The organism is Heyndrickxia sp. FSL W8-0423 (assembly GCF_038009395.1).
Taxonomy (GTDB): domain Bacteria; phylum Bacillota; class Bacilli; order Bacillales; family Bacillaceae_C; genus Heyndrickxia; species Heyndrickxia sporothermodurans.
Window position 1 is genome coordinate 1,038,365 of record NZ_JBBPBE010000001.1, and the last position, 25,993, is coordinate 1,064,357.

The following is a 25,993-nucleotide window of genomic DNA, read 5'->3' on the forward strand; positions in this document are numbered from 1 at the left end:
ATGAACGGAGGAGTATTTTTTATTCATCTTTAAAGGTATGTACGGTCGTGCCTATTTTTGAATAGCTGGGTGAACAGTATTTCCCCATATAGGAAACCTGCCGTATAAAAACCTGGAAAGAATGAAAAATAGGACTTAGGAAATTAATGAAGGATGGTTAAGGAATGAAAAAGAAGAATAGTCCAGTTTTTGAAAATAAATCACTTGTCATTTGGAAAATGGCAATTGCCACAGCATTATCCTGGGAACTAGCAAAGTTTACGGGATCGCATCATCCCTATTTGGCACCTTTGACAGTTATTTTATGTATGAAACCATTACTTAATCAAACGATCCTTTTTGCTTTTTATCGTTTTATTGGAACAGTGTTTGGAATTATCCTCGTTATTATGGTTGCCAAATCCCTTCAATTAAATGGATTAACTTTAGGAATATTAATTTTAAGTGGGGGTTTTATTGCGAAATGGTTTAAGTTAGATATGAACGCTATCGAGCAAGTGGCATTAACGATTTTGCTTGTATTTGTATTCGAGCAAAAGTCTGAACACTATGCTTTTGATCGGATCAAAGATATGTTAATCGGTGCAGCGGTAGCGATAATAGTAAATGTATATATCTTCCCATCAACTTTTGTAAAAAGGGCTGCTACGGCATTTAACGAGTATAGTTCCGAATTGTCAACCATGTTTTCAGAATATTCATTATGGATTTTGGGTGGCTGTGATCCTGTCAAAGGGAACGAATATAAAGAACAATTAAAGAAGACTGTACAGGAACTTCAACAAATGAAAAAGGATGTAAAAAAGACGGCCAAAACGTTTGGATACTTCCCATTCTGTATGAAGAAAAAAACAATTTTAAAAGAGATTTATCAAAAAACAAAACAAATAAGCGATGGTTATAGTTATTTGCTCAATGTAACAGAAACATTTAAAGAATGGGGATCGTCAGAAACGATGACTGAAGCTGATAAAGGGGTATGGTCAAATCAGATGAAACGATTTAATCGGGATATTGGTAATCTGAAAAAAGAGCAATCTTTCTCAAAAGGCAGTAATTTTCCATCCCTTTTGCCGGCAGAACAACTTGCGCAGCAGTATCATATATCATTAGTTCAAGTGACCAAACAGTTTATTAATCAAGAGAACGCCTAAGGGATTTTAAGAAACTATTCTATTTCTTCACACTAACTGAATATATTTATACATAGTAAGCCTGAAAGTGGTGTGAGATATGGACGATATTTTTCAAATTTTATCAAAGCTTTCTTTGATAAAAGGAAAAAGTGTATTGGCAACCATTATTCATGTTGAAGGATCTGCCTACAAAAAGGAAGGGTCCTGCATGCTAATAGCAGATGATGGAAGTCAAATCGGTTTGTTAAGTGCAGGATGTCTAGAGGAAGATTTGAGGTGGAAAGCAGAACAAGTCTTTCTTGATGGAACAGCGAGGATTTTTACCTATGATATGAAAGATGAAACAGATCTTGCTTGGGGTCAGGGAGCGGGCTGTAACGGCATTTTGCATATATTGTTAGAACCGATAAATCAACTATTAATGGAGAATTTATTCATGTTGAAGACCTGCTTGGATGAGGGTGATTCAGTATTACAAATAAAGCAATTTGATAATGATTTTAATCTCGTATCAACAAGTTTTTTTTCAGAAAAGGGCAAAGCCTTTGGTGATAAATGTCCTCACAGTATAGAAGTGAATGATTTTATCCAAAGTGGTTTAATGACTATTGAAAACTTATCCCCAGCATTTATACATCTATTTAAACCGAAGCCGCGATTAATTTTATTTGGAGCTGGTGAGGACGCAAAACCTTTAGTACATATTGCAGACTATATTGGGTTTCATGTCATACTCTGTGATTGGCGTCCCTCACATTGCAATAAAGCCAACTTTCCTAATGCACATACGATTATTCAAGGATTTCCACAGGAGATTTATGAAAAAATAAAATTAACACAACATGATTTCGTCGTGATTATGAGTCATCATTTTCAAAGAGATAAAGAGTTCCTATCCTTAATTAAAAATGACAAACTATCATTTCTCGGTATATTAGGACCTAAGAAAAGAACAGTACGGTTACTTGGTGGTGGCGATATTCCCCAGTGGATTTCCTCTCCGGTAGGTATGGATATTGGTTCGAAAGGGGCAGAAGAAATTGCTATTAGCATTGTTGCCGAGATGATAAAGGTATTAAGAAAACGAACAACAGTGGGGTCGCCATGATTGTTGGTATTTATCTTGCAGCTGGACAGAGTAAAAGAATGGGCAGGAATAAGCTTGAGCTACCTTTAGGTGGTGAAAGCCTAGGAACAATTGCATTGAAAACAATTTTACAGACAGATCTTGATTATACAATAGTTATCACTAATCCTGCAGACAAACTTACGTGGATTCCCTCCACTTTAGTGAACACAACTATGTGGCGTTCGTATCCATGTCTTGAGGCGAATAATGGGCAATCGTATTCTTTAAAATGTGGAGTGAAAAAAGCAAAAGAACTAGGGGCAGATGCGGCAATGGTTTTTCTTGCTGATCAACCTTTCATTTCTAGAAAAATAGTGAATCAATTGATTTCTATATTTAAATCAAATATGGAATTAGACATTGTTTCAGCATCTTTTAATCATATCCAAAGACCTCCCGTTCTTTTTGCAAAAAACGTTTTTTCGGAAATTATGCGGTTACAAGGAGACCAAGGTGCAAGAGAACTAGTAAGAGGAAAAGAAATTGGCAAACGGAAGACTTTGGAATGTACCGATCGGTTGCAATTTGTAGATGTTGATCGAGAAAAAGAGTACCTATTGATTAGAAATCTAGTAAACAAAAACAAGTCGGGGAGGGGAAGACATTGAATATAATAGGAAAAAGTATCATACGTAAGGATGCATTTGATAAAGTGACAGGTAATGCAAAATATATAAATGATTTCACAACACAGGGCATGTTACATGCGGCTACTGTAATTAGTCCATTAGGTCATGCGATCATTAAATCAATAGATACGGAAGAAGCTCAGAAGATGACTGGTGTGAGGGCCGTCATTGCTGGTGAAAGATTTCCTTTAACCGGAGAGGAAATGCGCGACCGTCCACCGATAGCAGTTGATAAGGTTCGCTACCATGGAGAAGTTGTCGCATTAGTTGTCGCAGATACTCTATTCCTCGCTAAAAAGGCCGCGAACCTAATTAAAATTCAATATGAACCCCTACCAGTTGTCAATTCACCATCTGAAGCATTCAGTGAAAACGCTCCAATCATACACGAAAACCTAGGTAAATACGAAAAGATCCCTTCAGTTTATCCGGTTCCAGGAACGAATATAGCCAGTTTACAAAAAATTCGCAAAGGCAGAATCGAACAAGGATGGAATGAGAGCGATGTAACAGTCGAGGCAAGTTTTTCCTTTAAACCTTCGGATCATGCTGCAATGGAAACGCGATGCTCGACTGCAGAAATAAAACCTGATGGAACCATCCTCATTTCAACGACCTCCCAAGCACCTTTTATGGTAAAGAGGCTAATTAGCCACTATTTTGGGGAAGATGTCGGGAAGATTATTGTTAACACACCACTTGTAGGTGGGGCATATGGTGGCAAGGCGTCTGTACAAACGGAGATTCTTGCTTATCTTGCCTCAAAAGCCGTTGGCGGGCGTCCTGTTAAACTCGCCTATTCAAGAGAAGAGGATATGCTTTCCGCACCATGTCATATCGGACTTGATGCAACGATTAAATTAGGATGTACAAAGGAGGGAATATTAAAGGCAGCCGAAATCACTTTTTTATTTGATGGAGGTGCCTACTCAGATAAATCTATTGATCTTAGTAGAGCAGCAGCTGTTGACTGCACAGGGCCTTATTACATTGAAAATATATGGTGTAATTCGTACTGTATGTATACGAATCATCCTTATGCAGCACCGTTTCGCGGGTTCAGTCACTCTGAGCTTTTATTTGCATTCGAACGAACGATGGATCTTTTAGCAGAAAAATTGCAAATGGATCCATTCGATCTACGTTACCAAAATGCAATTCTCCCCGGACAAACAACTCCAACGCAAGTCGTACTTAATCAAAGTATGGTCGGTGATTTACGAAAATGCATTGATCGAGTAAAGGAATTGGCGAATTGGGATGAAGGTCAAATAACAGAAGTAAATGATCGAATTGTCCGTGTAAAAGGGGCTAGCTGTGGGTGGAAAACGTCAACCATTGACCTTAATTCAAGCTCGGGTGTGATATTGACGTTTAATACTGATGGAAGCATTAATTTAATGTCGGGAGTCATTGAAATTGGTACAGGAACAAAAACCGTTCTTGCACAAATGCTTGCCGAGCGTTTACAAATGGATGTGAATAAGATTCATGTTCGAATGGAAGTGAATACACAAACAACGCCTGAACATTGGAAAACGGTAGCAAGCCGAGGAACTTTTCTGGCAGGAAGAGCACTGCTGGAAGCTGCAGATGATGTGGAACGACAGTTAAAAGAGGTTGCCTCATGTGTTTTACGCGTATCGCAAGAGGATTTAGTAGTGGCAAATTCGCGTGTATTTTTAAGAGATGATCCGAACGTTGGACTTGATTTTCCTGAAATCGTTTATGGCTACATGTACCCAAATGGCAACTCAATTGGGGGGCAAATTATCGGTAGGGGAAATTATATTTTGCGAAGATTAACAAATATTGACCGCGAGACAGGTGCCGGGAAGCCCGGTCCTGAATGGACGGTATGTGCTTCGGTCGTGGAGGTAGAATTTGATCGAAGGGATTATACTTATAAAATTATTCGGGCAAGCACAGTTGTGGATATTGGAAGGGTTTTAAATGAAAAGACAGCAAGAGGGCAAGTGATGGGGGCGATGAGTATGGGGCTTGCTTATGGAGGGAGAGAAACTTTTATTTTTGACGAGTTAGGGAGAATGCTAAATCCTCAACTACGAACCTATCGTCCAATTCATTATGGGGAGAATCCCGAGTATTTAGTAGATTTTATCGAAACCCCTATGTTAGATGCTCCGTACGGTTTACGAGGTGTTGGGGAACACGGAATATTAGGAATGCCTGCTGCATTAGGGAACAGTTTATCGAAGGCGGCAGGAGTATCGCTGCATCACCTCCCCCTTATTCCGGAGCTGATATGGAGGACAAAGGAGGGCACCATACGTGATTCCCTATGATTTTGACTATTATCAACCGTCAACCATTGAACAAGCAACATCTTTGTATCAATCACTGAGGCTCGATGGGAGAAAGCCGAAGTTTTTTTCAGGCGGAACGGAAATCATCACTCTTGGAAGATTAAACAAAGTGTATACAGATGCCGTCATTGATTTGAAAAAAATCCCCGAATATAACGTCGTATATGCTAGTGAAGATCGCCTAATCATTGGTGGAGGTCTTTCGCTTGTACAAATCGAAGAAACGAATCCCTTTCCACTATTAGCTAAAACAATAAGTGAAATTGCCGATCATACGGCTCGTACGAAAATTACAGTAGGCGGAAATATTTGTGCCCAAATCTTTTATCGAGAAGCGGTACTGCCCTTTTTATTAGCTGATAGTCTAATAGTAGTTGCTGAGTATAATGGCATTAAATTTTATCCGATTCATGAAGTTTTTAAGGAGTGTCTCTGTTTGAATGAAGGGTCATTTCTCCTCCAAGTTAGTACCGATCAAAAGTTGATTAGTGCACCATACATGACGGTGAAAAAACGGAAACAATGGAATACCGGTTACCCTCTTATTACTGTTGCGGCATTAAAGGTGGAAAATAAGATAAGAGTAGCTATAAGTGGCCTATGCTCTTTCCCTTTTCGTGCTTTTGAAATGGAGGAGGATCTAAATAACGATCAACTTTCTTTGGAGGAAAGGGTCAATCAAGCAATAGTTAAGCTTCCTTCTTCGGTCTTAAATGATGTAGAGGGTTCTTCAGAGTATCGACTCTTCGTTTTAAAAAATACATTGATTGATATTTTAGTAGAATTGGAGAAGGAGTGAGGTTTAGTTATGTCTACTTTAGTTTCCGTTATATTACATGTAAATGGGGAGCAAAGGACGGTAAATATAAGGCCAGCAGAAACCTTGCTTAATGTACTACGAAATACGCTTGGGTTAACTGGGGCAAAGCCTGGGTGTTTAAATGGGGATTGCGGTGCCTGTACTGTAAATATCGATGGATGGCCGATGAAATCCTGCCTTATGTTAGGGGTTGAAGCAGTCGATAAACAGATTACTACGATAGAAGGATTAGGAGGAGCGCCTATTCAACAAGCATTCGTCGAAACGTTTGCGTTTCAGTGTGGTTACTGTACACCGGGATTTATTATGAATTGCCATTCTCTCATTCAGAAACACCCAGATGCATCAAATGAAGTTATTCAAGAATGGCTTGAATCGAATATTTGCCGATGCACAGGGTATCAGGAAATTGAACAGGCGGTCAAGTCGGTGTTGGGAATGAAGAAATCCTCGGAATAGCGGGTGCACGTACCCGCTATTTGTATTTATTGTACTTATAATAAATATTCAGTTGTTCAATAGGGAGTATTACATATCCGAATCATCGATTAGAATAAAAATTATAATAATTATGTACAATTGATTGCTTCCATTCATGATAAAATTTATAATCGCTAAAGATGAATAGAAATTGATGGGGGATGCATCATGATACGCAGGTTTTTTTCATATTATAAGCCGCATAAGAAATTATTCATGATTGATTTTTTCAGTGCGGTCGTTGTTGCGATATTAGAATTAGGATTTCCGCTTGCTGTGCAATGGTTTATCGATAGCCTTTTACCGGATGGAAATTGGTCTACGATTGTGTCAGTGGGCTGCGGGTTGCTTGCACTTTATGTTATGAGTACGTTTTTGCAATATATAGTCAATTATTGGGGGCATAAGCTCGGAATCAATATTGAAACAGATATGAGGCAGCAGTTATTTCAGCATGTCCAAAAGCAATCGTTTCGCTTTTTTGATAATACGAAAACAGGGCATATTATGAGCCGGATTACGAATGATTTGTTTGATATAGGTGAACTTGCCCACCACGGGCCGGAAGATATGTTTATTGCTGTTATGACCTTTGTTGGCGCATTTTGGATAATGTTAACGATTAATGTTCAATTAGCCTTAGTAACAATTATTATTGTTCCTTTTTTAATTTGGTTAATTGCGGTTTGTAATATAAAAATGAATAAAGCATGGAAGCAAATGTATAGTGATATAGCAGACGTCAATGCCCGTGTGGAAGATAGTGTTTCCGGGGTACGTGTTGTTCAATCTTTTACAAATGAAAACTATGAAATTACTAGATTCACAAAAAATAATCGTCGTTTTAGAAAGGCAAAGCTTAGCGGTTACAAAGTGATGTCGTTTAGTAATTCGGGGATCTATATGATGACTCGATTCATTATTTTAGCAGTATTGATCTATGGCGCATGGTTAAGCTTCAATAATCATTTATCATATGGGGAGCTCGTTTCTTTTATCCTATATGTAAACGTGCTTTTTAAACCTGTGGATAAAATTAGTGCAATTATGGAGCTCTATCCGAAAGGAATGGCTGGTTTTAAACGGTTTATTGAGATGATTGATCAAGAACCGGAAGTCGTGGATCAAAAGGGTGCAACTGAAATTTCTTATCTTCACGGGGATATTGAGTTTGAGAATGTTTCCTTTAGTTATGATGAACATAAGCCTGTGCTGGAAAGTATTGATTTATCAATTCAAGCAGGGGAGACGATTGCTTTTGTTGGCCCATCTGGTGCAGGGAAAACGACCATTTGCTCGCTAATTCCGAGATTTTATGATGTGAACGAAGGAAGAATTTTAATTGACGGAATCGATATACGTGAGATGACAAAACAATCATTGAGATCACAAATTGGGATTGTTCAACAAGATGTTTTTCTCTTTACTGGAACGTTGCGTGAAAACATTGCCTATGGAAAATTAGATGCGACAGAAGAAGAAATCGTAGAAGCCGCAAGACGTGCGCATTTAGAGGAGTTTATTCATTCTCTGCCATTTGGATATGAAACGCAAATTGGCGAGCGAGGACTGAAGCTTTCCGGTGGACAAAAGCAACGAATTGCGATTGCGCGCATGTTTTTGAAAAACCCGCCCATTTTAATTTTGGATGAAGCAACATCGGCACTTGATACTGAAACGGAACGGATCATCCAACAAGCGTTAAATGAATTAGCAATGAACCGAACTACCTTAATCATTGCCCATCGTCTAGCAACTATTCAAAGCGCCGACAGAATCATCGTTGTTACCGAGGATGGCATTGCCGAAGAAGGAACACACAACGAACTCATCCAAAAAGGCGGCATCTTCGCGAAACTACACCAAGTCCAATACGAACAGCAGGGAGTGTAACTTCCTGCTGTTTTTGGTGGATCTGACAAAGGGTCTGGTCTTAAGTCCCGAAATATTGACTAAATAAATAGGAAAGCCATTTGCATTGAGGATGATTTCGAATATTTTCTAATAATCCTTTGACGATGGCAGGGCTATAAACGGGTTTTATTAGATGCTCTTTTAAGAGGACTAGGGACTCCTTTTCTATAGATTCCTCTAGTTCCATTATCTTTTGGTTAATACTCTTAATCATTTTTTCTTTTGTTAATTCTTCTGGAATTGCTATTTTACATAACTCTGCCAATTCCTCAGAAATAAAGGGAATGGTTGTATGTTGGGCAAGGAAATTGGTTTTCTCCTCTAGAGACTTGGACAGGCTTTCTAAGTCAATTGGAAAGTTATAAAAGAACAACAAATGGGAAAAGGTCCCCATAAAGCCTCGAATACAGTACATAAGATCATATTTTATGGCAGCTGCTTTTTTTCCATATAGACGGTCAATCATATATAGAATCGATTGATCGAACAGTTGATTATAGTACTGCAATTTAGAGAATAACTCCTGATTGAGTGAATGGGACTGTTCCTTCATCATGACTTGTGCAAAATCTGATTTCTGATGAAATGCGTGAAAAATAGCATAATAAAATTCATATAAAAGTTTATCATTATTTATTGAGCTTTTGACTATTCGGTCAACCTCAGCGGTTATTTGCATCATAAAGTAGTCGATAATGGCCAAAATCAATTCATCCTTTGATTTAAAGGACAAGTAGAAAGCACCCTTCGAGATCCCGCAATGATCGGTGATTTGTTGTACAGAAGTTGCCTCGAATCCTTGCTCAGCAAATAATTCTAACGCTTTTTCCATAATTAGTTGTTTTTTTTGCATTTTATTTGCTCACTCCTAGGGTCTTTTATTGACAATTGACTAATCGGTCATTAGTATAAGTAATTGAGTTCAACATGTCAAATAAGGTAGGTGTAAAGGTGAAAGGATTAGTTAATTTTGTTTTGGGGAATAAACTTGCGGTTTGGTTATTAACCATCATTATTACCGTTTCGGGAATTTACTCAGGCACAAGAATGAAAATGGAAACAATTCCGGATATTTCAATTCCATACTTGATGGTATCAGATGTCTACCCTGGCGCAACTCCTGAAAAGGTAATGAATGATGTTTCCATGCCGATTGAACAAGCAGTTGAGGGACTTGACCATGTCAAATCCGTTTACTCCAATTCGTATTCAAATATGGCAAGCATTCAAGTGGAATATGAATATGGTATTGATATGGATGAAGCAAAACGAGAGTTAAAATCTGTCTTAGATTCACTTGAATTACCGGAAGGCGCGGAAAAACCAAAAACATCCGCAATTAGTATGAATATGATGCCGGTCGTGGCTCTTAGTGTAAGTAGTTCAAAAGAAGATATTGTTGAATTAACGTCAACCGTTGAAGATGCCCTTCTTCCAAAGATTCAAAAGCTTGATGGCGTAGCATCCGCAACGACTACCGGGCAACACATTGAGGAAGTCGATCTTACTTACAAAAAAGATAAAATGGATAAATTAGGTTTAACGCCTGATAAGGTGAAAGAAATTATTCAAGCAAGCAACATGTCTGTTTCATTAGGGCTTTATGAATTTAAAGAAGGTGAACAGGCTGTTGCGATAGATGGTAAGTTCATGACTGTGAAGGAATTACAAAATATGTTGATTCCTGTTACACCATCTGCAACGAATCCATCCCCATTTGTGAAGCTTAAGGATATTGCGACCATTAAAAAGGTTGGAAAAGTTGAATCTGTTTCCCGCACAAATGGTAAAGACGCAATTACGATTCAAATTGTAAAAGATCAGCAAGCTAATACAGTCGATGTAGTCAACAAGGTGAAAGAGCTTATAAAAGATGAGAAGAAAAAATACGATGGCCTTGCAATCGATATTACTCTTGACCAAGGTAAACCGATTGAAGATTCAGTCTCAACGATGGTTGAAAAGGCGATTTTTGGCGGTTTAATTGCTGTATTGATCATTCTTCTTTTCCTACGTGATTTCAAATCGACGCTTATTTCGATCATTTCGATCCCAGTTTCTATCTTTATGGCATTTTTGCTATTGAACTGGATGGAAATCACCTTAAATATTATGACCCTCGGGGCAGTTACGGTTGCTATCGGTAGGGTTATCGATGACTCGATTGTTGTGGTAGAAAACATCTATCGTCGTCTGCACTTGAAGGACGAAAAATTAACTGGCCGTGCTCTTGTACGGGAATCGACGATTGAAATGTTTAAACCAATTATGTCATCTACATTAGTAACGGTTGCTGTATTTGCCCCATTAGTTTTTGTTAGCGGCATGGTTGGCGAGTTGTTTATGCCATTTGCCTTAACAATGGCCTTTGCTCTAGGTGCTTCATTACTTGTGGCGATTACCATTGTTCCCGCTCTATCTCATTTCTTATTTAAGAAAAAGTTATATGGGGAACGAACGGAAAAGAGTCATAAAGAAGCCGGCAAGCTTGCTAATTGGTATAAAGGTTTCTTGGAAAAAACACTCAACCATAAATGGATTTCTTCCATCATTGCCATTGTGTTATTAGCTGGCAGCTTGGCATTGACGCCACTGATCGGCTTTAGTTTTCTAGGTAGTGAAGAAGAAAAAGTCATGTATTTAACATACACACCGAAAGCAGGAGAGCTTCATGACGAAACATTAAAACATATTAAAGAAGTAGAAGAGAAAATGTTAAAACGTGACGATATTGATATCGTTCAAGTATCTGTTACAGAGCCTGGCGACACACAAGCAGCGATGATGGGCGGTGGCTCAGGTGGTGGTCTAATGTACTTGATTTTCGATCCGGACATGAAAGACTTCCCGAAAGTGAAAGAAAAAATTGAGGACTATGTCAAGAATATTGATCAACCAGGTACGTGGAAAAGCCAAAACTTCTCTGCATCTTCAATGTCATCGAATGAAGTTAGCTATACTTTCTACAGTGAAGATTTAAATAAACTAAACCAAACGATCACAAAAGTAGAAAACTTATTAAATAAAAATGACGATCTTAAAGATGTTTCTTCAAGTGCTGAAGAAGCCTATGTGGAGTATAAATTCCGTGTAGAACAAGACAACTTGATGAAATATGGATTAACGACAGGTCAGATTGTTGGAATGTTAAATCCGCAAAAAACAAAAGATGTTTTAACGACAGTAGAGAAAGACGGAGATTCATTGGATGTAATCGTTCAACAAGAACAATCAGCCCAACCTGAATCAATCGATGATATTTTGGACAAGAAAATACCGACGGCATTAGGGAAAGCAATGCCACTTTCTGACCTTGTAAAAGTGAAGAAAGGCACGACGTTAAATACACTTTCAAGAAGTAAAGGTGAATATTATGCAACGGTTTCGGGCGAAATTAAAAGCAAAGACGTATCAAAAGTTACCGCTGCGGTAGATAAAGATATCAATAAATTAGATTTACCTAAAGGTGTCAGCTCTGAAGTTGGTGGTGTTCAGGCTGATATGGCAGATGCCTTTACACAACTTGGTGTAGCGATGGCAGCGGCTATTGCCATTGTGTATTTTATCCTTGTTGTTACATTCCGTGAAGGAGTTGCACCGTTTGCGGTTCTATTCTCGTTACCATTTGCTGTAATCGGTTCGTTTGTCGGATTATTTCTTGCTGGCGAAACGATTTCTGTTCCGGTTATGATGGGACTACTAATGCTCATCGGTATCGTTGTCACGAATGCGATCGTTCTTGTCGATCGAATTATTCGTATGGAACGTGACGGAATGACAATGCGTAAAGCCGTATTAGAGGCAGGAGCAACACGTCTCCGTCCAATCCTGATGACAGCCATTGCAACAGTTGGTGCATTGATTCCATTAGCACTTGGTGAAGGCGGCGGCGGATTAATCTCCAAAGGACTTGCAATTACCGTTATTGGTGGATTAATAAGCTCAACACTATTAACACTAGTAGTCGTCCCAATCGTCTACGAAGTACTATCCAAACTATTCAAGAAAAACCGCAAAGAAATCGAAGAAAACTAATCAGAACAAAGAGACAAATCCATTGTCCTAGCAGTAATCAACCGTTTTTTAATAACAAACTTTAAGAGAGGCTAACCATCTTGAACAAGGGGTTAGCCTCTCTTTGTGTACCATTGGTGTCTCTACAAAGTACCTTTACAAGGTGTTTTTACAAAGTGTCTTTACACTGGTGTCAGGCACCGAATATGGACAGTTTCCACAGGTGGTGGACAATTTGGGTTTTTCTAGGAAGTTGTGGCGGGAGTAATGTGTTTATGCTGCATTTTTTTTGTTCTTTTTCAGTTCGACGTCATGTTCTTTAGCTAACTTTTTTATGTCGTCTTGATAGTCGCGGAACATTTTTCGGGCGTCAGCAAGCATTCCGTTCGCTTCCTCGATGATTGTGATGTCCTGTTTTTGGAGTGCATTTAGTATTTTTACAAATGCATCATATTGAAGATTGGCTGCATCAATATACTTTTCATGTATTTTTTTTACTTCATCGGTTTCAATGCTAATGTCCTCCAACTTCTTTAAGAAGTCTTGGTAAGTAGGAATTATTTCATCCAATAAGGCATCATATAATGTTTGATCATTTGTATAATTGACACCTGTTACACTTTCATATTTTGAAACCGCCTTGTTTTCCAAATCAGCTACTACTTCAATCTCTTTATTAATATAATTTAGTAGATCATCTTGTACGGGGTCATTAGAACAGCCTGTGAGTAAGATAGCAAAAAGAAATAAAGGGACAAAAAAGAGTTTTTTCAACAATTTCACCTCCATAATCTCTATACTATGTCGTTCTGCAAGTCCGGTAACACACAATATTGTGCAGATAAGCTATGAGAAAAGAATGGTGATTGAAAAAATAAAAATTCCCCATCAATAGGTTGGAAAAGACCAGCACTACTAATGGGGACTTTAAATTTACACTTATGTTCCTATAATCTCGAGAACCCTTCTTCGTCTAAATATTCCGTAGCTTCTGCGTAAGAGTTAAATGTTCCATCTAGATTGAGCCCTGCATACACATTCCACATATCATCTTCATTCACAAGGACTAATGTAAAATTGTCTTGGTTGATCCATTTTTCTTCAAATTGATCTCCTACAATGGACGATTCCACCGTTGTTTTTGGAGCAAGTGAAAGGATTGATTTTTGAATGATTGTACGCAGTTCTTCCTCCGTAAAGTCACGGATATTAGTCATTCCTTTATCATTCACTTCATAGCCATTCAAAAGCTCAGCATAGACAAAACCATTTCCGTTCGGGTGCAAATGATAGACAACATTCTTTTTATCTGACGCACTTTCCTCATAATGGAAATTAATTCGCCCTAAAGAAACGTCTTTTCTTTGTAGTTCTGGAAACGATTCAATAATCGCTAATTTTTCTTCAAAAGTAAGCATATTGCCTCCATAAAATCATCATTTAATTGCATGATTATATCATACTTAGTTGTTAACAAAAAATCTAGAGGGTGAAACACCTCTAGATTAAGATAACGCATTTTCTTTACTGAACGCTTTTTTCAGCCAATTCTTTCCTTCGACAAGTCTGCTAACCATCATGGCGCAAACTGTGTTACCAGTAGAATTTAATAAAGTAGCCGGTACATCAATAATTGTGCTAATTACTGCAATAATCGGCAGCACTTCTGGTGGAAATCCAAACACGCTAAGAATAAGCATTTCCCCGATCATCCCGCCACCCGGAATCGCGCCCATAACGGCACCAACTAAAAATGAAACAGCAATAATACTTAGAATTCCAGTTACACTTGTCATATCTTTGCCGAACAAACTAAAAAGAAAGACAATTTTTAAAACCCCGCCGAAAACGGATCCATCCTTATGGGTGTTTGCTCCAAGAGGAACAATCGTTTCTGCGATATCATTTGGAACCCCCATTTTTTTAACAGATTCCAGATTAACAGGTATACAAGCAGCACTTGAACAAGTAGCAATTGCTGTAACGGAGGGGGGTATAGCGTTTTTCCAAAATACTTTTACACCCTCTTTGCCACCCGCGAAAAAAGCATATATTGTAAAAAAACCAAAATAATAAATAATGGAAAGAACAAGATATAATACAAACGCACGAACATAACCTTCTAAAATTTGTGGACCAAGCTCACCAATAACCGTGGCAAAATAACATCCAAGACCAATTGGTGCATAGTACATAATAAACTTTACAAATTTCATCATAATGGCTGAACCTGATGACAATAGATTCGCAATGGGTTTACCTTTTTCACCAACCATCGCTGTTGCTAGTCCGAACAAGATCGAAAACACAATCAATTGAAGCATATTACTTTTCGAAAATAACTCCGAAAAATCTCCTACTGTGAATGTTTTTACAAGTTGTCCAAGAAAAGTTACATCATCCGCCTTTTGTTCCCCTGAAGATGACATAATGCTTTTAATAGAAGAAATATCTGTATTTTTTAACGGATCAACGATAATTGCACCAATATATCCTAAAATAGCTGAAACAAGGGCAGTTATAATAAAAACTAAAAAAATACTTCCCATTATCTTTCCAAGTCTTTTCATTCCATTCATGTTTGCAATCGCCGAAGCAATGCTAAAAAAGACTAACGGAACAATAATAGTGAACATTAAATTAAGAAATAAATCTCCAAAAGGCTTCACTATTGTTGCCTTTGAACCGAAGATAACCCCTGCTATTCCGCCTATAATAATAGAAAGGAGCAGTAGAATGGTCGATTTATAATTTGCCAGAAGCTTTCCCAAGATGTTCAACACCTTTCTGTATTTTCTATACTATCCTAAAATATTATCAACGGAAATGCATGATTTGACAATGGTTCATTTTAATAAGTATGTGATTCCTTTTTTTGGCGATATGAGTCACATCCTGGTCAAATGGATGAAAAGAAGTATCTCCAAAGAGGGCCATGAGTCACATCATGCTAGAGAAAGTAGAAGTAAGTACCTCAAAAAGAGAGTATGAGGTACATCATGAGCAAATGGATAAAGGAAGTACCTCCAAAGAGTGCCATGAGTCACATCATGCTAGAGAAAGCAGAAGTAAGTACCTCAAAAAGAGAGTATGAGGTACATCATGAGCAAATGAATAAAAAGAAATACCTCCAAAGAGTGCCATGAGTCACATCATGCTAGAGAAAGCGGAAGTAAGTACCTCTAAGAGAGAGTATGAGTCACATCCTGGTCAAATGGATAAAAGGAAGTACCTCCAAAGAGTGCCATGAGTCACATCATGCTAGAGAAAGCAGAAGTAAGTACCTCAAAAAGAGAGTATGAGGTACATCGTGAGCAAATGGATAAAAGGAAGTACCTCCAAAGAGTGCCATGAGTCACATCATGCTAGAGAAAGCAGAAGAAAGTACCTTCAAAAGAGGGTATGAGGTACATCATGAGCAAATGGACGAAAGGAAGTACCTCCAAAGAGGTTCATGAGTCACATCATGATCAAGAAAACAAAAATAAGTATCTCTAATGAAGAAAAGGAAGTGCTAGACACCTTCAGGAACTTTCAGTATCCTCTAGAATGCATTAAAAGTACCTATTAATATCACAAAAATTTACCATTTGTCCAATAAGTGATTCAATATGATTGTTTATCTCAGTCTTAGCGTAAATAATGCGAATATTTACCATGTCCAATGATTTTGAAATTTTTTGAGAGAATTTTGTAAATGGTCTTTTTCGGTATTATTTCACACCATTCATACATGGCATTTGCTGTAAGTTTTTTCTCAGGGAAAAGAAAAAGATATTCTTCTATGCTTCGTAAAACTGCAGATGTTACTTTTTCTTTATAACCACATGAATCGCAAATTAATACATTTTTATGGAATTCAGCAATAAATGAGTGGCACTGTGTACAAATGATCCCCTTTTTTAAATTATCAAAGTTGTAATTAATTGTCCGTTTGTAAGGAGATGTATGAATATGAAGGGATACTAAATGTTTTGCTAGTTTTATATGTTTATCTTTTATTTTTGGTGATATTGTAACTAGTTTGTTTAGAAATCGATTAAGTTGAGTTGGGAAAATAATAGGAAGATCTCGTGGAGCTTGATACAGTTGGAAATCGGGGTTGATGAAGATAATATAGGATTCGATTTGATAATGATATCCTAACTCTTGGAGTAATTTTCGAAATAAGGATTCACTGCGTTGCAACTGTAGTAATGGATTCTTTATTTCAGTTCCAGAAAGTGTATACCAATTATCTGCTTCGATATAAAAATCCCCTTCGTAATTTTTTACCTCAAAAATGTATATCTTCTGATTAGAAATCAATACCTTATCGATTTGAAAGACAGTACCATTGCATTCTAATAGTAAATCATCAAGTATAAGCCAATCCTCTGACAAATTCTTTAGCCATTCGTCGACTCTTTGTTCGCCAATAAACCCCTTTTCTAGGTTTAAATAGTATGAATGTTCTTTGGGAGATAAACTCATTCTCCAATTTAAATACTGGGTAACTTGCAACTCTGCGGGTATGCAGCGAGGTTTAAAATTCATCACAACACTTCCTTCTTAAAAGATATCTTTTATTAATAGTAAGATGTTTCTGACTAATCTTTCAAGTGATTTATAAAAGAGATAAAAATAAAATGCTGCAAAGTTGGAAAAACTATGTCGATACTAATTAAAGCTGGAGTGAACGCTATTGATTTATGATTGTATCATCATCGGTGGAGGAATCGCTGGGTTACAGGCGGCTATTCAACTAGGGAGATATCAGCACAAAATTCTTGTCATTGATTCACATAATGGACGATCGAATCTGTGTCGGGCTTATCATAATATTCTTGGTTGGGCAAATGGGGTAAGTGGAGAGTACTTAAGGACAACTGGTAGAAGTCAGGCCGAAGATTTAGGGGTTGAATTTATTAATCAAACGGTTGTGACAATTGAGCAAGAAAATCATGCATTCGTATGTACAGTTAAAGATGAAAAAAAATATACTGGAAATCGTATTCTATTTGCGACGGGAATTATGGATCGCCTTCCGAACTTCCCAGAAATTTACCCTTGTCTTGGTGTAAGTGTCTATGTGTGTCCTGATTGTGATGGGTATGAAGTGAAAAACAAACGGACAATTGTTATTGGAGCTGGAAATGTAGGTGCTAATATGGCCCTTACATTAACCTATTGGACAGACAACATCATTTATATTAACCATGAACAAACTGAAATAGATGCACAGCTACAGAATCAATTACAATTAAAAAATATTACCTACTATAATGAGGCGATCAAAAATGTCATAACAAAGGAATCGCAATTTAAAGGAGTTGTTCTGGAGAATAACCTTCATTTTGAAAGTGAACATGCTTTTGTTGCACTAGGTGGAAATGATGTTCGCTCAGGACTGGCTGCTAGCATTGGTATTCAGCTACATGAAAATCAACATATCCTGACAGATCCACGTACAAAAATGACCAATATTAAAAATGTTTGGGCGGCAGGTGATGTCGTTGCACATTCTGAACAAGTAACGATTGCTATGGGTGAAGGAGCACAGGCAGCGATTTGGATACATAAAAGTTTGCTTTAGAAAAGGTGAGACCCCTCATTGAGAGGGTCTTACCTTTCAAAGGTTTTTAATATATTTACTAGCATTGATAAATGAGAAACAATATAATCAGCATTTTCCGATTTACTAATCGCGTGCGGGTCAATCAAAATCGTCTGACAGCCTAGCCGTTTCGCTGGAAAAATTTCATTGATTGCGTTATCTCCTATACATAGAATTTGATGATACTCAACTTGATACTTCTCCTTAATCTTCGTTAAATGATCCTTCGTTTGAATTGGTTTTTTTCCATCAAAAATGAGTGTATCAAAAAGATGATTGAATCCTAGTTTGTTCAAAAGTACCTCACTATCTTGTTTTGGCGAGTTTGTAAGAAGAACAAGTTTTCTATTGTCTGATAATTGCTGGAGTACTTCCTTGAAACCAGGAACTACTTTCATTTGAAACTCAGGAGTCATCATATATTGTCTGGTTTCCAGAAAAGCTTTACCGGCAGACTCATTATCAATGCCGTAATGCCTAGCAATAGCTGCGGGAACCCACCATAAATCTCCGATGTTTAACATGGAGTGGAAATTGAATTGTAGCTCTTTGGGATAAAGCTCACCTACTTCATGCTCCGAAAGAGGTTCACCATCCCATGTGTGTGCCTGGATAACGTGACCATTTACATGAGTTAAAATCAAATCATGTTCAACATCGAATACAGCGCCCATTTTTAATGAATGTTCTCCTGCTAATATTGCTTCGTAATCTTTTCTAAATAGCTCCTGTTTCTCTATATCTAGCTTTTCACATAATTTATTCGCATAATAATCAAAATGATGGGTATCCTCGTAAAGTGTTCCATCCAAATCGAATACAATTACCTTAATCTTTTCCATTCGATCAACTCCTCCTGTTCATTATAACAATCTTACCTATTGAAAAATTTTAATCTTTTTATTTTCTAGACTTTATTACTTCATCTATTTACCACTTTACTAAAATAAAGGATTGGTATAGAATAAAATCATATTAAAAAGAACGAGTTTAATAGACTTTCAGATAGAAAGGTGAGGCATCATGAATAATAAATGGGGGCTTTTGATTTTAATTACTTTCGTAGTCGGAAATATGGTTGGCGGCGGGATCTTTATGCTACCTGCCAATTTAGCACAAGTGTCCAGCCCTTTAGGTTCAACGCTGGCATGGGTTGCAACAGGGTTAGGAGTGTTTATGATTGCCCTCGTATTCGGAAATTTAGCGATTCGCAAACCGAATTTAAAGGCCGGCCCACAAAGCTATGCACAAAACTTATTTTCATCTCCGAAGACCGGGAAAGTTGCCGGATATAGCATGGCATGGGGATATTGGGCTGCCAATTGGGCAGCAACCGCTTCAGTAATCATTTCATTCGCGGGGTATTTAACAACATTTTTTCCGATCATGCAAAGTACGAAAGTGTTAGTTTCAATTGGCTCATTTCAATTAGAGATGGGTAAAACAATCACATTTATTATTTGTTCCATCATGCTTTGGGGAATCCAACTTATTCTTTCCAAAAGCTTTAATAGTGCGGGGAAAATGAATTTAATGGCTACGGTTGCTAAAGTTATTGGTTTCGGGTTATTTATTGTTGCTACAATTTTTATTTTTGATAAAGTAAACTTAGGAAATGCGAAGGAATTTGTTGATGCAACAGGTAAGTCCTTTTCGTTAGGCGGACAAGTGAATTCTGCTGCAATTGCTACTCTTTGGGCGTTTATTGGAATAGAATCTGCCGTGATGCTTTCCAATCGTGCTAAATCACAAGGAGATGTGAAAAAAGCAACGATCATTGGATTATTAATTTCATTAGTGATCTATATTGGAATTACCTTATTAACAATGGGAGCATTGCCACAGGATGTTTTAAAGGATTCTTCCAAACCTTTAGTAGATGCTTTAGGAGTAGTTGTTGGTAATAAAGGACCGTTTATTCTTGCCATTTTAGCCCTTGTTTCATTATTTGGATCAACAGTCGGTTGGATTGTCGTTAGTTCGGAAGTGCCTTATCAAGCTGCCAAAGTAGGATTATTTCCAGCCTTTTTTGCTAAAACAAACAAAGCAGGAAGCCCAAGAAATTCATTAACACTAACAAATGTTATGACCCAAATTTTTTTATTCTCAACAATTTCGGGGACAGTTACCCAAGCGTATAATTTCGCAATGGTTGTAGCAACATTAGCCTATCTTATCCCATATTTAGTCTCAGCCATTTATCAATTAAAGCTCGTACTAACTGGAGAAACATATGATGTGATTAAAGGGTCGCGAATAAAGGATGGAATGATCACTGCCTTGGCTCTTATTTACTCCCTTTGGGTGATCAAAACAGGAACAGCCGATATGATGACATTTTTATTGGGAATTGGATTATTTGTAGTAGGGTTAATCTTATATCCATTGATTATGAGGAAGCCACATCAAAAAGAAACAAAGATAGATACGGAAACGATCTTAAGTGGACAATGATTCCGTTATTTTTAGTAAATGAACCTAAAATAAGGGTCAAACTTAGAGAAACGGTTGTAACTTTCCGCAAAATTGAGTATAGTAATAGTAACTACTTAAAGGAGGTATCGAATTTAGACATTATGATTTCCTTACACTTTTTTCGCTAATAAATTTTATACGAAAAAGTGGCTCTGCCTGCTGTCAGAGTGATGGGATAATTATGTCTATTTTTGATACTAGCTTTAATATTGTACGGATTTAAAAGGGGAAATCAGCTTTTTTTTGTGTTCTCCAATTTTTCCACACCGTCACGAACTTAGCACAGGCAGATGCCTGTGCTTTTTTTATCCAAAAAAATAGAACGGTGGTGACTGTGTATGTTTTTATTAAGAGCTGAAGATATAACGATTGAAATAAATGGAAACATTTTATTTGAAAATGCATCAATTGAAATTGGTGACGGTGATCGAATTGCATTAATCGGAAATAACGGAGTCGGAAAAACAACTTTTATTAAAAGTATGTTAGGAAAGTTACCAATTAAAAAAGGTACGGTTCAATTGAAAGTAAAGGAAAATGAAGTTGGATGGATGGACCAAGAATCCACTGAAACAGATGAACGAACGACGAGAGAATTTGTCGAGATGGAAAATCAACATCTACTTGATTTAAAAAAGAAGTTAAAGCGGGCAGAAGACCAAAATAATTATACCGATGACTATATGGAAGTATTTCAGCAATATATCGATGGGAATGGGTATGATTGGGAAGCGGCTATTGAACGGCAACTTTCAAAAGTGGGCTTAGAAGAAGGACTTTGGTCACAGCCGTTTAAAAACTTAAGCGGTGGACAAAAGACGAGGGCGAAACTTGCGAAAGTGATGATAAATGAACCAAAGCTGTTGATATTGGATGAGCCGACGAATCACTTGGATTCAGATTCAATTGATTGGCTTGTTCAATGGCTATCACAATTTAAAGGTGCCGTTCTCTTTACCTCTCATGAACGGGATTTTATCGATAAGGTAGCAACGATTACCTATGAGTTGACAAGTAAAGGTACTAGAAAATATCAAGGTGGCTATTCTTTCTATCATGAACAAAAACAACTTGAACAAAAAACTTTAGAGTTGCAATATCAAAAGCAAGAGACAGAGAGAAAGAAGCTTGCTGAAGCGGTGAACCAGTACAGACAATGGTTTGATAAAGCCCATGCGGCGGCAAGTGAACGCGATCCGTTTGCCAAGAAAAAGGCTAATAAAAATATGACAAGACTAAAGGCAAAAGAAAAGGCACTGGAACGTTTGGAAAATAATCGAATTGAAAAACCAGCTGAAACGAAAAATATCAATTATCGTATCGATACGGAGGAATTTTCAAGTAGAACGATGCTGGCATTATCAGATGTTTCTTTCTCTTACTCCTCAGAAAAGTCTCTTTTTAATCAGTTATCATTAGAGATAAATCGGGGAGATCGAATAGCTGTCGTTGGGAAAAATGGTATCGGAAAAACCACCTTACTAAAGCTATTAACAGGGAAACTAGAGCCTAGCTACGGAAAAATTACAAAGAATCCGCAATTAAGTATCGGTTATTTCATGCAGGAGTTAGAAAGCTTGGATTATGAAGAAACGATTTTAGAACAAGTTCTTTCCTTACCGAATATGACACAGACAGAAGCAAGGACAATTTTAGCCTGTTTCCTTTTCCGTCGTGAGGACGTATTCAAAAAGGTGAAAGATTTAAGCATGGGTGAGAAATGCCGAGTGGCCTTTGTGAAATTATATTTTTCCCACGCAAATTTACTCGTATTTGATGAACCAACCAATTATTTAGATATTGAAACGAGAGAACGAATCGAAGATGCATTAGTGATGTATCCGGGAGCTGTCATTATGGTTTCCCATGACTCCTTTTTGCTAAGAAAAGTGGCGAACCGAATCATTTCACTTGAGGATGGGGATGTTTTCGATTATCCCGGCACATACGATGAGTGGATAGAGAATACACATATGTCGAGTGAACTTCAAAAAATAAAAAATGAGCGAAGCATACTCGAACTCCAGCTTGCTAATCTCATTGCTGAAGAAGTTCCGGATGATGAACAGCAAAAGGAATTGTATGAAAGGAAATTAAAAGAACTAAAGCAGAAGATTACGGAGCTTGAAATGTAAGACTAGTACACTTTCCCACTTTGAGGAGGAATTATCTGATGAAAAAACCATTCTATATATTTTTCCCATTTTTGATAATGATTATTGCCTCCTGTGGTGATAAAGAAACCTCAAATAAAGATTGGAAGAATTCATTTGTAGTTTGGGAAGGGTACAATTATATTGTTTCAGATGAAAAAGTGAAAGAAGCTGAAATTGATAAGAAGGTTGGAGAAATTCAGATTTACTTAGATAATGAAACAAATGTTAATAAAAACGAAACATTTTCTAATAAATTCAAAAAAGGAACATTACTATATTCAATTAAAGAAGTGGACCAACATGATTCTTTAGCAGTTAAGACTGATAATGGATACGTAAAAATCAATAGTAATAGGAAATATAAGGAATAACATAATAGGTTAACAAGCTTTTAAAGATAGTTAGAGGCAAGCCATGGTCATATTGACTGTGGCTCTTTTTGTGTCTTTAGGAGGAGCAAAGGGTCCATTGGCTGTGCTAATAATTATGCGCGATTTATACACGGCACGGAAATAGAAGTTAATAAAAATAAAAATATAGTATTGAAAAATGTAGATTTTCAGTTTAATATCTTTAGTAACATATAAATAAAAATAGAAATGAGTGAATAAATATGAAAAAGTGGAACGGTAAATTAGCATTGGCTTTACTAGTAAGTTGTATATTAATTCTATCTGCCTGTGGAAAGAGTTCAAATGGTACAAGCTCTGGTGATAAAACCTTAAGTGTCGGTACCGAAGCAACGTTTGCTCCGTTTGAGTTTATGAAGAAAGGTAAAGTGGAGGGCTTTGATGTGGATTTATTAAATGCAGTTGCCAAAGAAGCTGGATATAAGGTTGATATTAAAAATACAGGCTGGGATGCGATGTTAGCAGGAGTTAAAGATGAGAGTATTGATGTAGGAATGGCCGGTGTAACAATCAATGATAAAAGAAAAAAATCATATGATTTCTCTCTTCCATATTTTGAATCTATTAATATGATCGTTGTAGGAAAAGATTCAACTGTAACAAATGCCAAGGATTTAAAAGGTAAAAAAATTGGTGTTCAAAATGGAACGACCGGTCAAATCTCAAGTGAAAAATTATTCGGTGAAAATAACAAAAATATTTTAAAATACGAAACTTCTGCAATGGCTTTTATGGCATTGGAAAATGGCGATGTTGATGCGGTTGTGACAGATAATGCTGTAGCAAATGAATATGTGAAAAAGAATCCCGATAAAAAAGTGAAGACAATTGACGATAAGACAAATTTTTCTTCTGAGTATTATGGAATTCTCCTTCCAAAAGGAAGCGAATTGAAGTCCAAGTTCGATAAAGCATTAAATAAAGTGCTAGACAATGGAACATACACGGAAATCTATAAAAAGTGGTTTGGAGTAGAACCGGATATCGATACTTTAAAGTCAGCTGAAAAATAAAGGCTTTATTAAAATTAAGTGTTGATTTTGACGCTATGTTGATTGGAGCGGAAGGTGTGAGACTCCTGCGGGAAAAACGGTATACTGGAGAACCCGCAGGCGCGATAAGCGCCGAGGAGGCTCCCGAACCGCCCGCGGAAAGCGAGTACCTGGAGCGGAAATCAACAGTGTATTTTAACTAAAAACAAAAGAGGCTGGACTTAATTTAGTCTGCCTCTTTTAGCCTAAAGGAGAAAGACGATGGACTTTCAATTTGGTATAGTAAAAGAGTATTTACCCTTCTTCTTACAAGGAACGCTACTTACGATTGGTCTCTCACTTGCTGGAACAATTTTAGGGTTAATTCTTGGGTTGTTTATCGGTATGGGAAAAATGTCAAAGAAGCTAATACGTTTTCCGTTTATATGGTATATTAATATTTTTCGCGGTACACCTTTATTTGTACAAATCTTAATTATTCATTTTGGTGTCATGCCGATGTTTATGAAGCCGGTAAACCCAATTCTTTCAGCAATTGTTGCCTTATCGCTCAACTCCGCAGCTTATATTGCGGAAATCTTCCGTGCTGGTATCCAATCAATTGATAAAGGTCAAATGGAAGCGGCGCGTTCGCTAGGAATGAGTCATGCTCAAGCAATGAAAAAGGTCATTCTGCCACAGGCATTTAAACGAATGATTCCCCCGCTTGGCAATGAATTTATCGTACTATTAAAGGAATCATCTTTAGCTGCTATCATTGCTGCTCCGGAGCTGCTGTACTGGGGAAGATCAGCACAAGGTGCCTATATGAGGGTTTGGGAGCCATATATTACAATTGCTATCATTTATCTTATTCTCACTCTATCATTAACCTATTTAATCCAATATTTAGAGAGAAGGTTTGCAAAAGAATGATCTCTGTGAAAGGCTTAAAAAAATCCTTCGGTCAAACGGAAGTATTGAAAGATATAAATATAGAAATCAAACCTCAAGAGGTAGTCGTTGTGATTGGTCCATCGGGATCTGGGAAATCAACTTTTCTCCGTTGTTTAAATTTATTGGAGTCAATTACAGATGGACATGTCTATATAGAAGGAACGGATATTACGGATAAAAAGGTAAATATTAATGATATCCGAACAGAAGTCGGTATGGTATTCCAGCAATTTAATCTATTCCCGCATAAAACAGTTTTAGAAAATATTATGTTGGCACCAATGATGGTGAGAAAATGGGGAAAAGAAAAAGCGAAAACAAAAGCGATGGAGCTTTTGAAGAAGGTTGGATTAGCTGATAAAGCCAATGTTTATCCTGATTCACTATCAGGAGGTCAGAAGCAGCGTGTGGCGATTTCAAGAGCATTAGCAATGGAACCAAAAATCATGCTATTTGATGAACCGACATCCGCCCTTGATCCTGAAATGGTCGGTGAAGTGCTAGAGGTCATGAAGCAGCTCGCGCAAGAAGGGATGACGATGGTAGTCGTCACCCATGAAATGGGATTTGCCAAAGAAGTTGGCGACCGTGTCATCTTTATGGACGGGGGATACATCGTCGAAGAAAACACCCCTCAAGAACTTTTTGAACATCCACAAAATGAACGGACGAAGGCGTTTTTGGGGAAGGTTTTGTAAGAAAGGGTTCTGCAATCAAATGACGGATCAATCCACATAAACTTCAAAGCATACTTCACAGTCAAAAAGACATAGAGATGTAATTTCTCTATGCCTTCTTTTCTCAGGAACCACAAGTGTAATAGATGCTGAAACGAGTTTGATAAGCGGAGAAATTTCCCTTATTGAGGAAATAGCACTGAAATTTAGCTAAAATAGCCGGAAGGTTTCCGACTAATGACTCGAAAAACGCAAAAATTAGTAATTTTGCTTTGCTTAATCGGAAAATCTCCGCCTAAATC

22 protein-coding genes are annotated in these 25,993 nt (G+C 37.4%); 16 read left to right on the forward strand and 6 right to left on the reverse strand.

Features of this window, described 5'->3' with window-relative positions; genetic code table 11:
* Nucleotides 1–164 precede the first annotated feature (164 nt).
* From MKY81_RS05265 to MKY81_RS05295, 7 genes are all read left to right on the forward strand, one after another.
* Nucleotides 165–1,154 carry an FUSC family protein gene (locus tag MKY81_RS05265; protein ID WP_107919858.1) on the forward strand — a complete coding sequence of 330 codons (990 nt, stop codon included), beginning with the start codon at nt 165–167 and terminating at the stop codon, nt 1,152–1,154.
* Between the two features lie 79 nt (nt 1,155–1,233).
* Nucleotides 1,234–2,244 carry an XdhC family protein gene (locus MKY81_RS05270; RefSeq protein WP_066230662.1) on the forward strand — a complete coding sequence of 337 codons (1,011 nt, stop codon included), beginning with the start codon at nt 1,234–1,236 and terminating at the stop codon, nt 2,242–2,244.
* Entirely contained in the window at nt 2,241–2,873 is a 633-nt protein-coding gene (locus MKY81_RS05275) for a nucleotidyltransferase family protein (RefSeq protein WP_107919856.1), read from the forward strand. Before MKY81_RS05270 ends, MKY81_RS05275 begins: the two co-directional genes overlap by 4 nt.
* Nucleotides 2,870–5,200 (forward strand): xanthine dehydrogenase family protein molybdopterin-binding subunit, encoded by a 2,331-nt coding sequence (locus MKY81_RS05280; RefSeq protein ID WP_108072046.1) that lies wholly within the window; start codon nt 2,870–2,872, stop codon nt 5,198–5,200. The genes MKY81_RS05275 and MKY81_RS05280 overlap by 4 nt, the downstream gene beginning before the upstream one ends.
* The gene (locus MKY81_RS05285) at nt 5,187–6,020 is read left to right on the forward strand and encodes an FAD binding domain-containing protein (RefSeq protein WP_341117006.1); all 834 of its coding nucleotides are present in this window, start codon (nt 5,187–5,189) and stop codon (nt 6,018–6,020) included. The genes MKY81_RS05280 and MKY81_RS05285 overlap by 14 nt, the downstream gene beginning before the upstream one ends.
* A gap of 9 nt (nt 6,021–6,029) precedes the next feature.
* Nucleotides 6,030–6,500, forward strand: a complete 471-nt coding sequence (locus MKY81_RS05290; RefSeq protein WP_341117007.1) for a (2Fe-2S)-binding protein — start codon at nt 6,030–6,032, stop codon at nt 6,498–6,500.
* Between the two features lie 189 nt (nt 6,501–6,689).
* The gene (locus MKY81_RS05295; protein ID WP_108072048.1) at nt 6,690–8,414 is read left to right on the forward strand and encodes an ABC transporter ATP-binding protein; all 1,725 of its coding nucleotides are present in this window, start codon (nt 6,690–6,692) and stop codon (nt 8,412–8,414) included.
* A 40-nt stretch (nt 8,415–8,454) separates the two neighbouring features.
* Here the strand turns inward: MKY81_RS05295 and MKY81_RS05300 are convergent, their stop codons facing one another.
* Nucleotides 8,455–9,288, reverse strand: coding sequence for a TetR/AcrR family transcriptional regulator (locus MKY81_RS05300; RefSeq protein ID WP_108072050.1), 834 nt, complete (start codon nt 9,286–9,288; stop codon nt 8,455–8,457).
* A 98-nt stretch (nt 9,289–9,386) separates the two neighbouring features.
* Here MKY81_RS05300 and MKY81_RS05305 point away from each other — a divergent pair, with 98 nt between their 5' ends.
* The gene (locus MKY81_RS05305) at nt 9,387–12,470 is read left to right on the forward strand and encodes an efflux RND transporter permease subunit (protein ID WP_108072052.1); all 3,084 of its coding nucleotides are present in this window, start codon (nt 9,387–9,389) and stop codon (nt 12,468–12,470) included.
* A 252-nt stretch (nt 12,471–12,722) separates the two neighbouring features.
* Here the strand turns inward: MKY81_RS05305 and MKY81_RS05310 are convergent, their stop codons facing one another.
* The 3 genes from MKY81_RS05310 to MKY81_RS05320 form a co-directional block, all read right to left on the reverse strand.
* Nucleotides 12,723–13,223: a hypothetical protein gene (locus tag MKY81_RS05310; protein ID WP_341117009.1), complete on the reverse strand. Its 501-nt coding sequence runs from the start codon at nt 13,221–13,223 to the stop codon at nt 12,723–12,725.
* A gap of 173 nt (nt 13,224–13,396) precedes the next feature.
* Nucleotides 13,397–13,867 (reverse strand): hypothetical protein, encoded by a 471-nt coding sequence (locus tag MKY81_RS05315; RefSeq protein WP_341117011.1) that lies wholly within the window; start codon nt 13,865–13,867, stop codon nt 13,397–13,399.
* An 87-nt stretch (nt 13,868–13,954) separates the two neighbouring features.
* Nucleotides 13,955–15,223 (reverse strand): dicarboxylate/amino acid:cation symporter, encoded by a 1,269-nt coding sequence (locus tag MKY81_RS05320; RefSeq protein ID WP_376063737.1) that lies wholly within the window; start codon nt 15,221–15,223, stop codon nt 13,955–13,957.
* Nucleotides 15,224–15,448: 225 nt separating this feature from the next.
* On the opposite strand from MKY81_RS05320, the gene MKY81_RS05325 reads away from it, so the two are divergent.
* Complete coding sequence (locus tag MKY81_RS05325; protein ID WP_181294654.1) at nt 15,449–15,595, forward strand: hypothetical protein; 147 nt, start codon at nt 15,449–15,451, stop codon at nt 15,593–15,595.
* A gap of 484 nt (nt 15,596–16,079) precedes the next feature.
* On the opposite strand, the gene MKY81_RS05330 is transcribed toward MKY81_RS05325, so the two are convergent.
* Nucleotides 16,080–16,985, reverse strand: a complete 906-nt coding sequence (locus tag MKY81_RS05330; RefSeq protein ID WP_328018704.1) for a nuclease-related domain-containing protein — start codon at nt 16,983–16,985, stop codon at nt 16,080–16,082.
* Nucleotides 16,986–17,133: 148 nt separating this feature from the next.
* On the opposite strand from MKY81_RS05330, the gene MKY81_RS05335 reads away from it, so the two are divergent.
* Nucleotides 17,134–18,024, forward strand: coding sequence for an NAD(P)/FAD-dependent oxidoreductase (locus MKY81_RS05335; RefSeq protein WP_066230624.1), 891 nt, complete (start codon nt 17,134–17,136; stop codon nt 18,022–18,024).
* A gap of 29 nt (nt 18,025–18,053) precedes the next feature.
* On the opposite strand, the gene MKY81_RS05340 is transcribed toward MKY81_RS05335, so the two are convergent.
* Nucleotides 18,054–18,887 (reverse strand): HAD family hydrolase, encoded by an 834-nt coding sequence (locus tag MKY81_RS05340; protein WP_108072062.1) that lies wholly within the window; start codon nt 18,885–18,887, stop codon nt 18,054–18,056.
* Nucleotides 18,888–19,065: 178 nt separating this feature from the next.
* Here MKY81_RS05340 and MKY81_RS05345 point away from each other — a divergent pair, with 178 nt between their 5' ends.
* The 6 genes from MKY81_RS05345 to MKY81_RS05370 all read left to right on the forward strand — a co-directional run bounded on the left by MKY81_RS05345 (nt 19,066) and on the right by MKY81_RS05370 (nt 25,712).
* Entirely contained in the window at nt 19,066–20,499 is a 1,434-nt protein-coding gene (locus tag MKY81_RS05345) for an amino acid permease (protein WP_107919848.1), read from the forward strand.
* Between the two features lie 359 nt (nt 20,500–20,858).
* Nucleotides 20,859–22,655 carry a ribosomal protection-like ABC-F family protein gene (gene abc-f / locus MKY81_RS05350; protein ID WP_066230615.1) on the forward strand — a complete coding sequence of 599 codons (1,797 nt, stop codon included), beginning with the start codon at nt 20,859–20,861 and terminating at the stop codon, nt 22,653–22,655.
* A 38-nt stretch (nt 22,656–22,693) separates the two neighbouring features.
* Entirely contained in the window at nt 22,694–23,047 is a 354-nt protein-coding gene (locus MKY81_RS05355) for a hypothetical protein (protein ID WP_341117021.1), read from the forward strand.
* 242 nt (nt 23,048–23,289) lie between these two features.
* Nucleotides 23,290–24,099 (forward strand): basic amino acid ABC transporter substrate-binding protein, encoded by an 810-nt coding sequence (locus MKY81_RS05360; protein ID WP_341117023.1) that lies wholly within the window; start codon nt 23,290–23,292, stop codon nt 24,097–24,099.
* Between the two features lie 240 nt (nt 24,100–24,339).
* A complete protein-coding gene (locus MKY81_RS05365; RefSeq protein WP_108072068.1) occupies nt 24,340–24,993 on the forward strand; it encodes an amino acid ABC transporter permease in 654 nt (217 codons plus the stop codon).
* Nucleotides 24,990–25,712 carry an amino acid ABC transporter ATP-binding protein gene (locus tag MKY81_RS05370; protein WP_066230604.1) on the forward strand — a complete coding sequence of 241 codons (723 nt, stop codon included), beginning with the start codon at nt 24,990–24,992 and terminating at the stop codon, nt 25,710–25,712. The genes MKY81_RS05365 and MKY81_RS05370 overlap by 4 nt, the downstream gene beginning before the upstream one ends.
* The last annotated feature ends 281 nt before the right edge of the window (nt 25,713–25,993 follow it).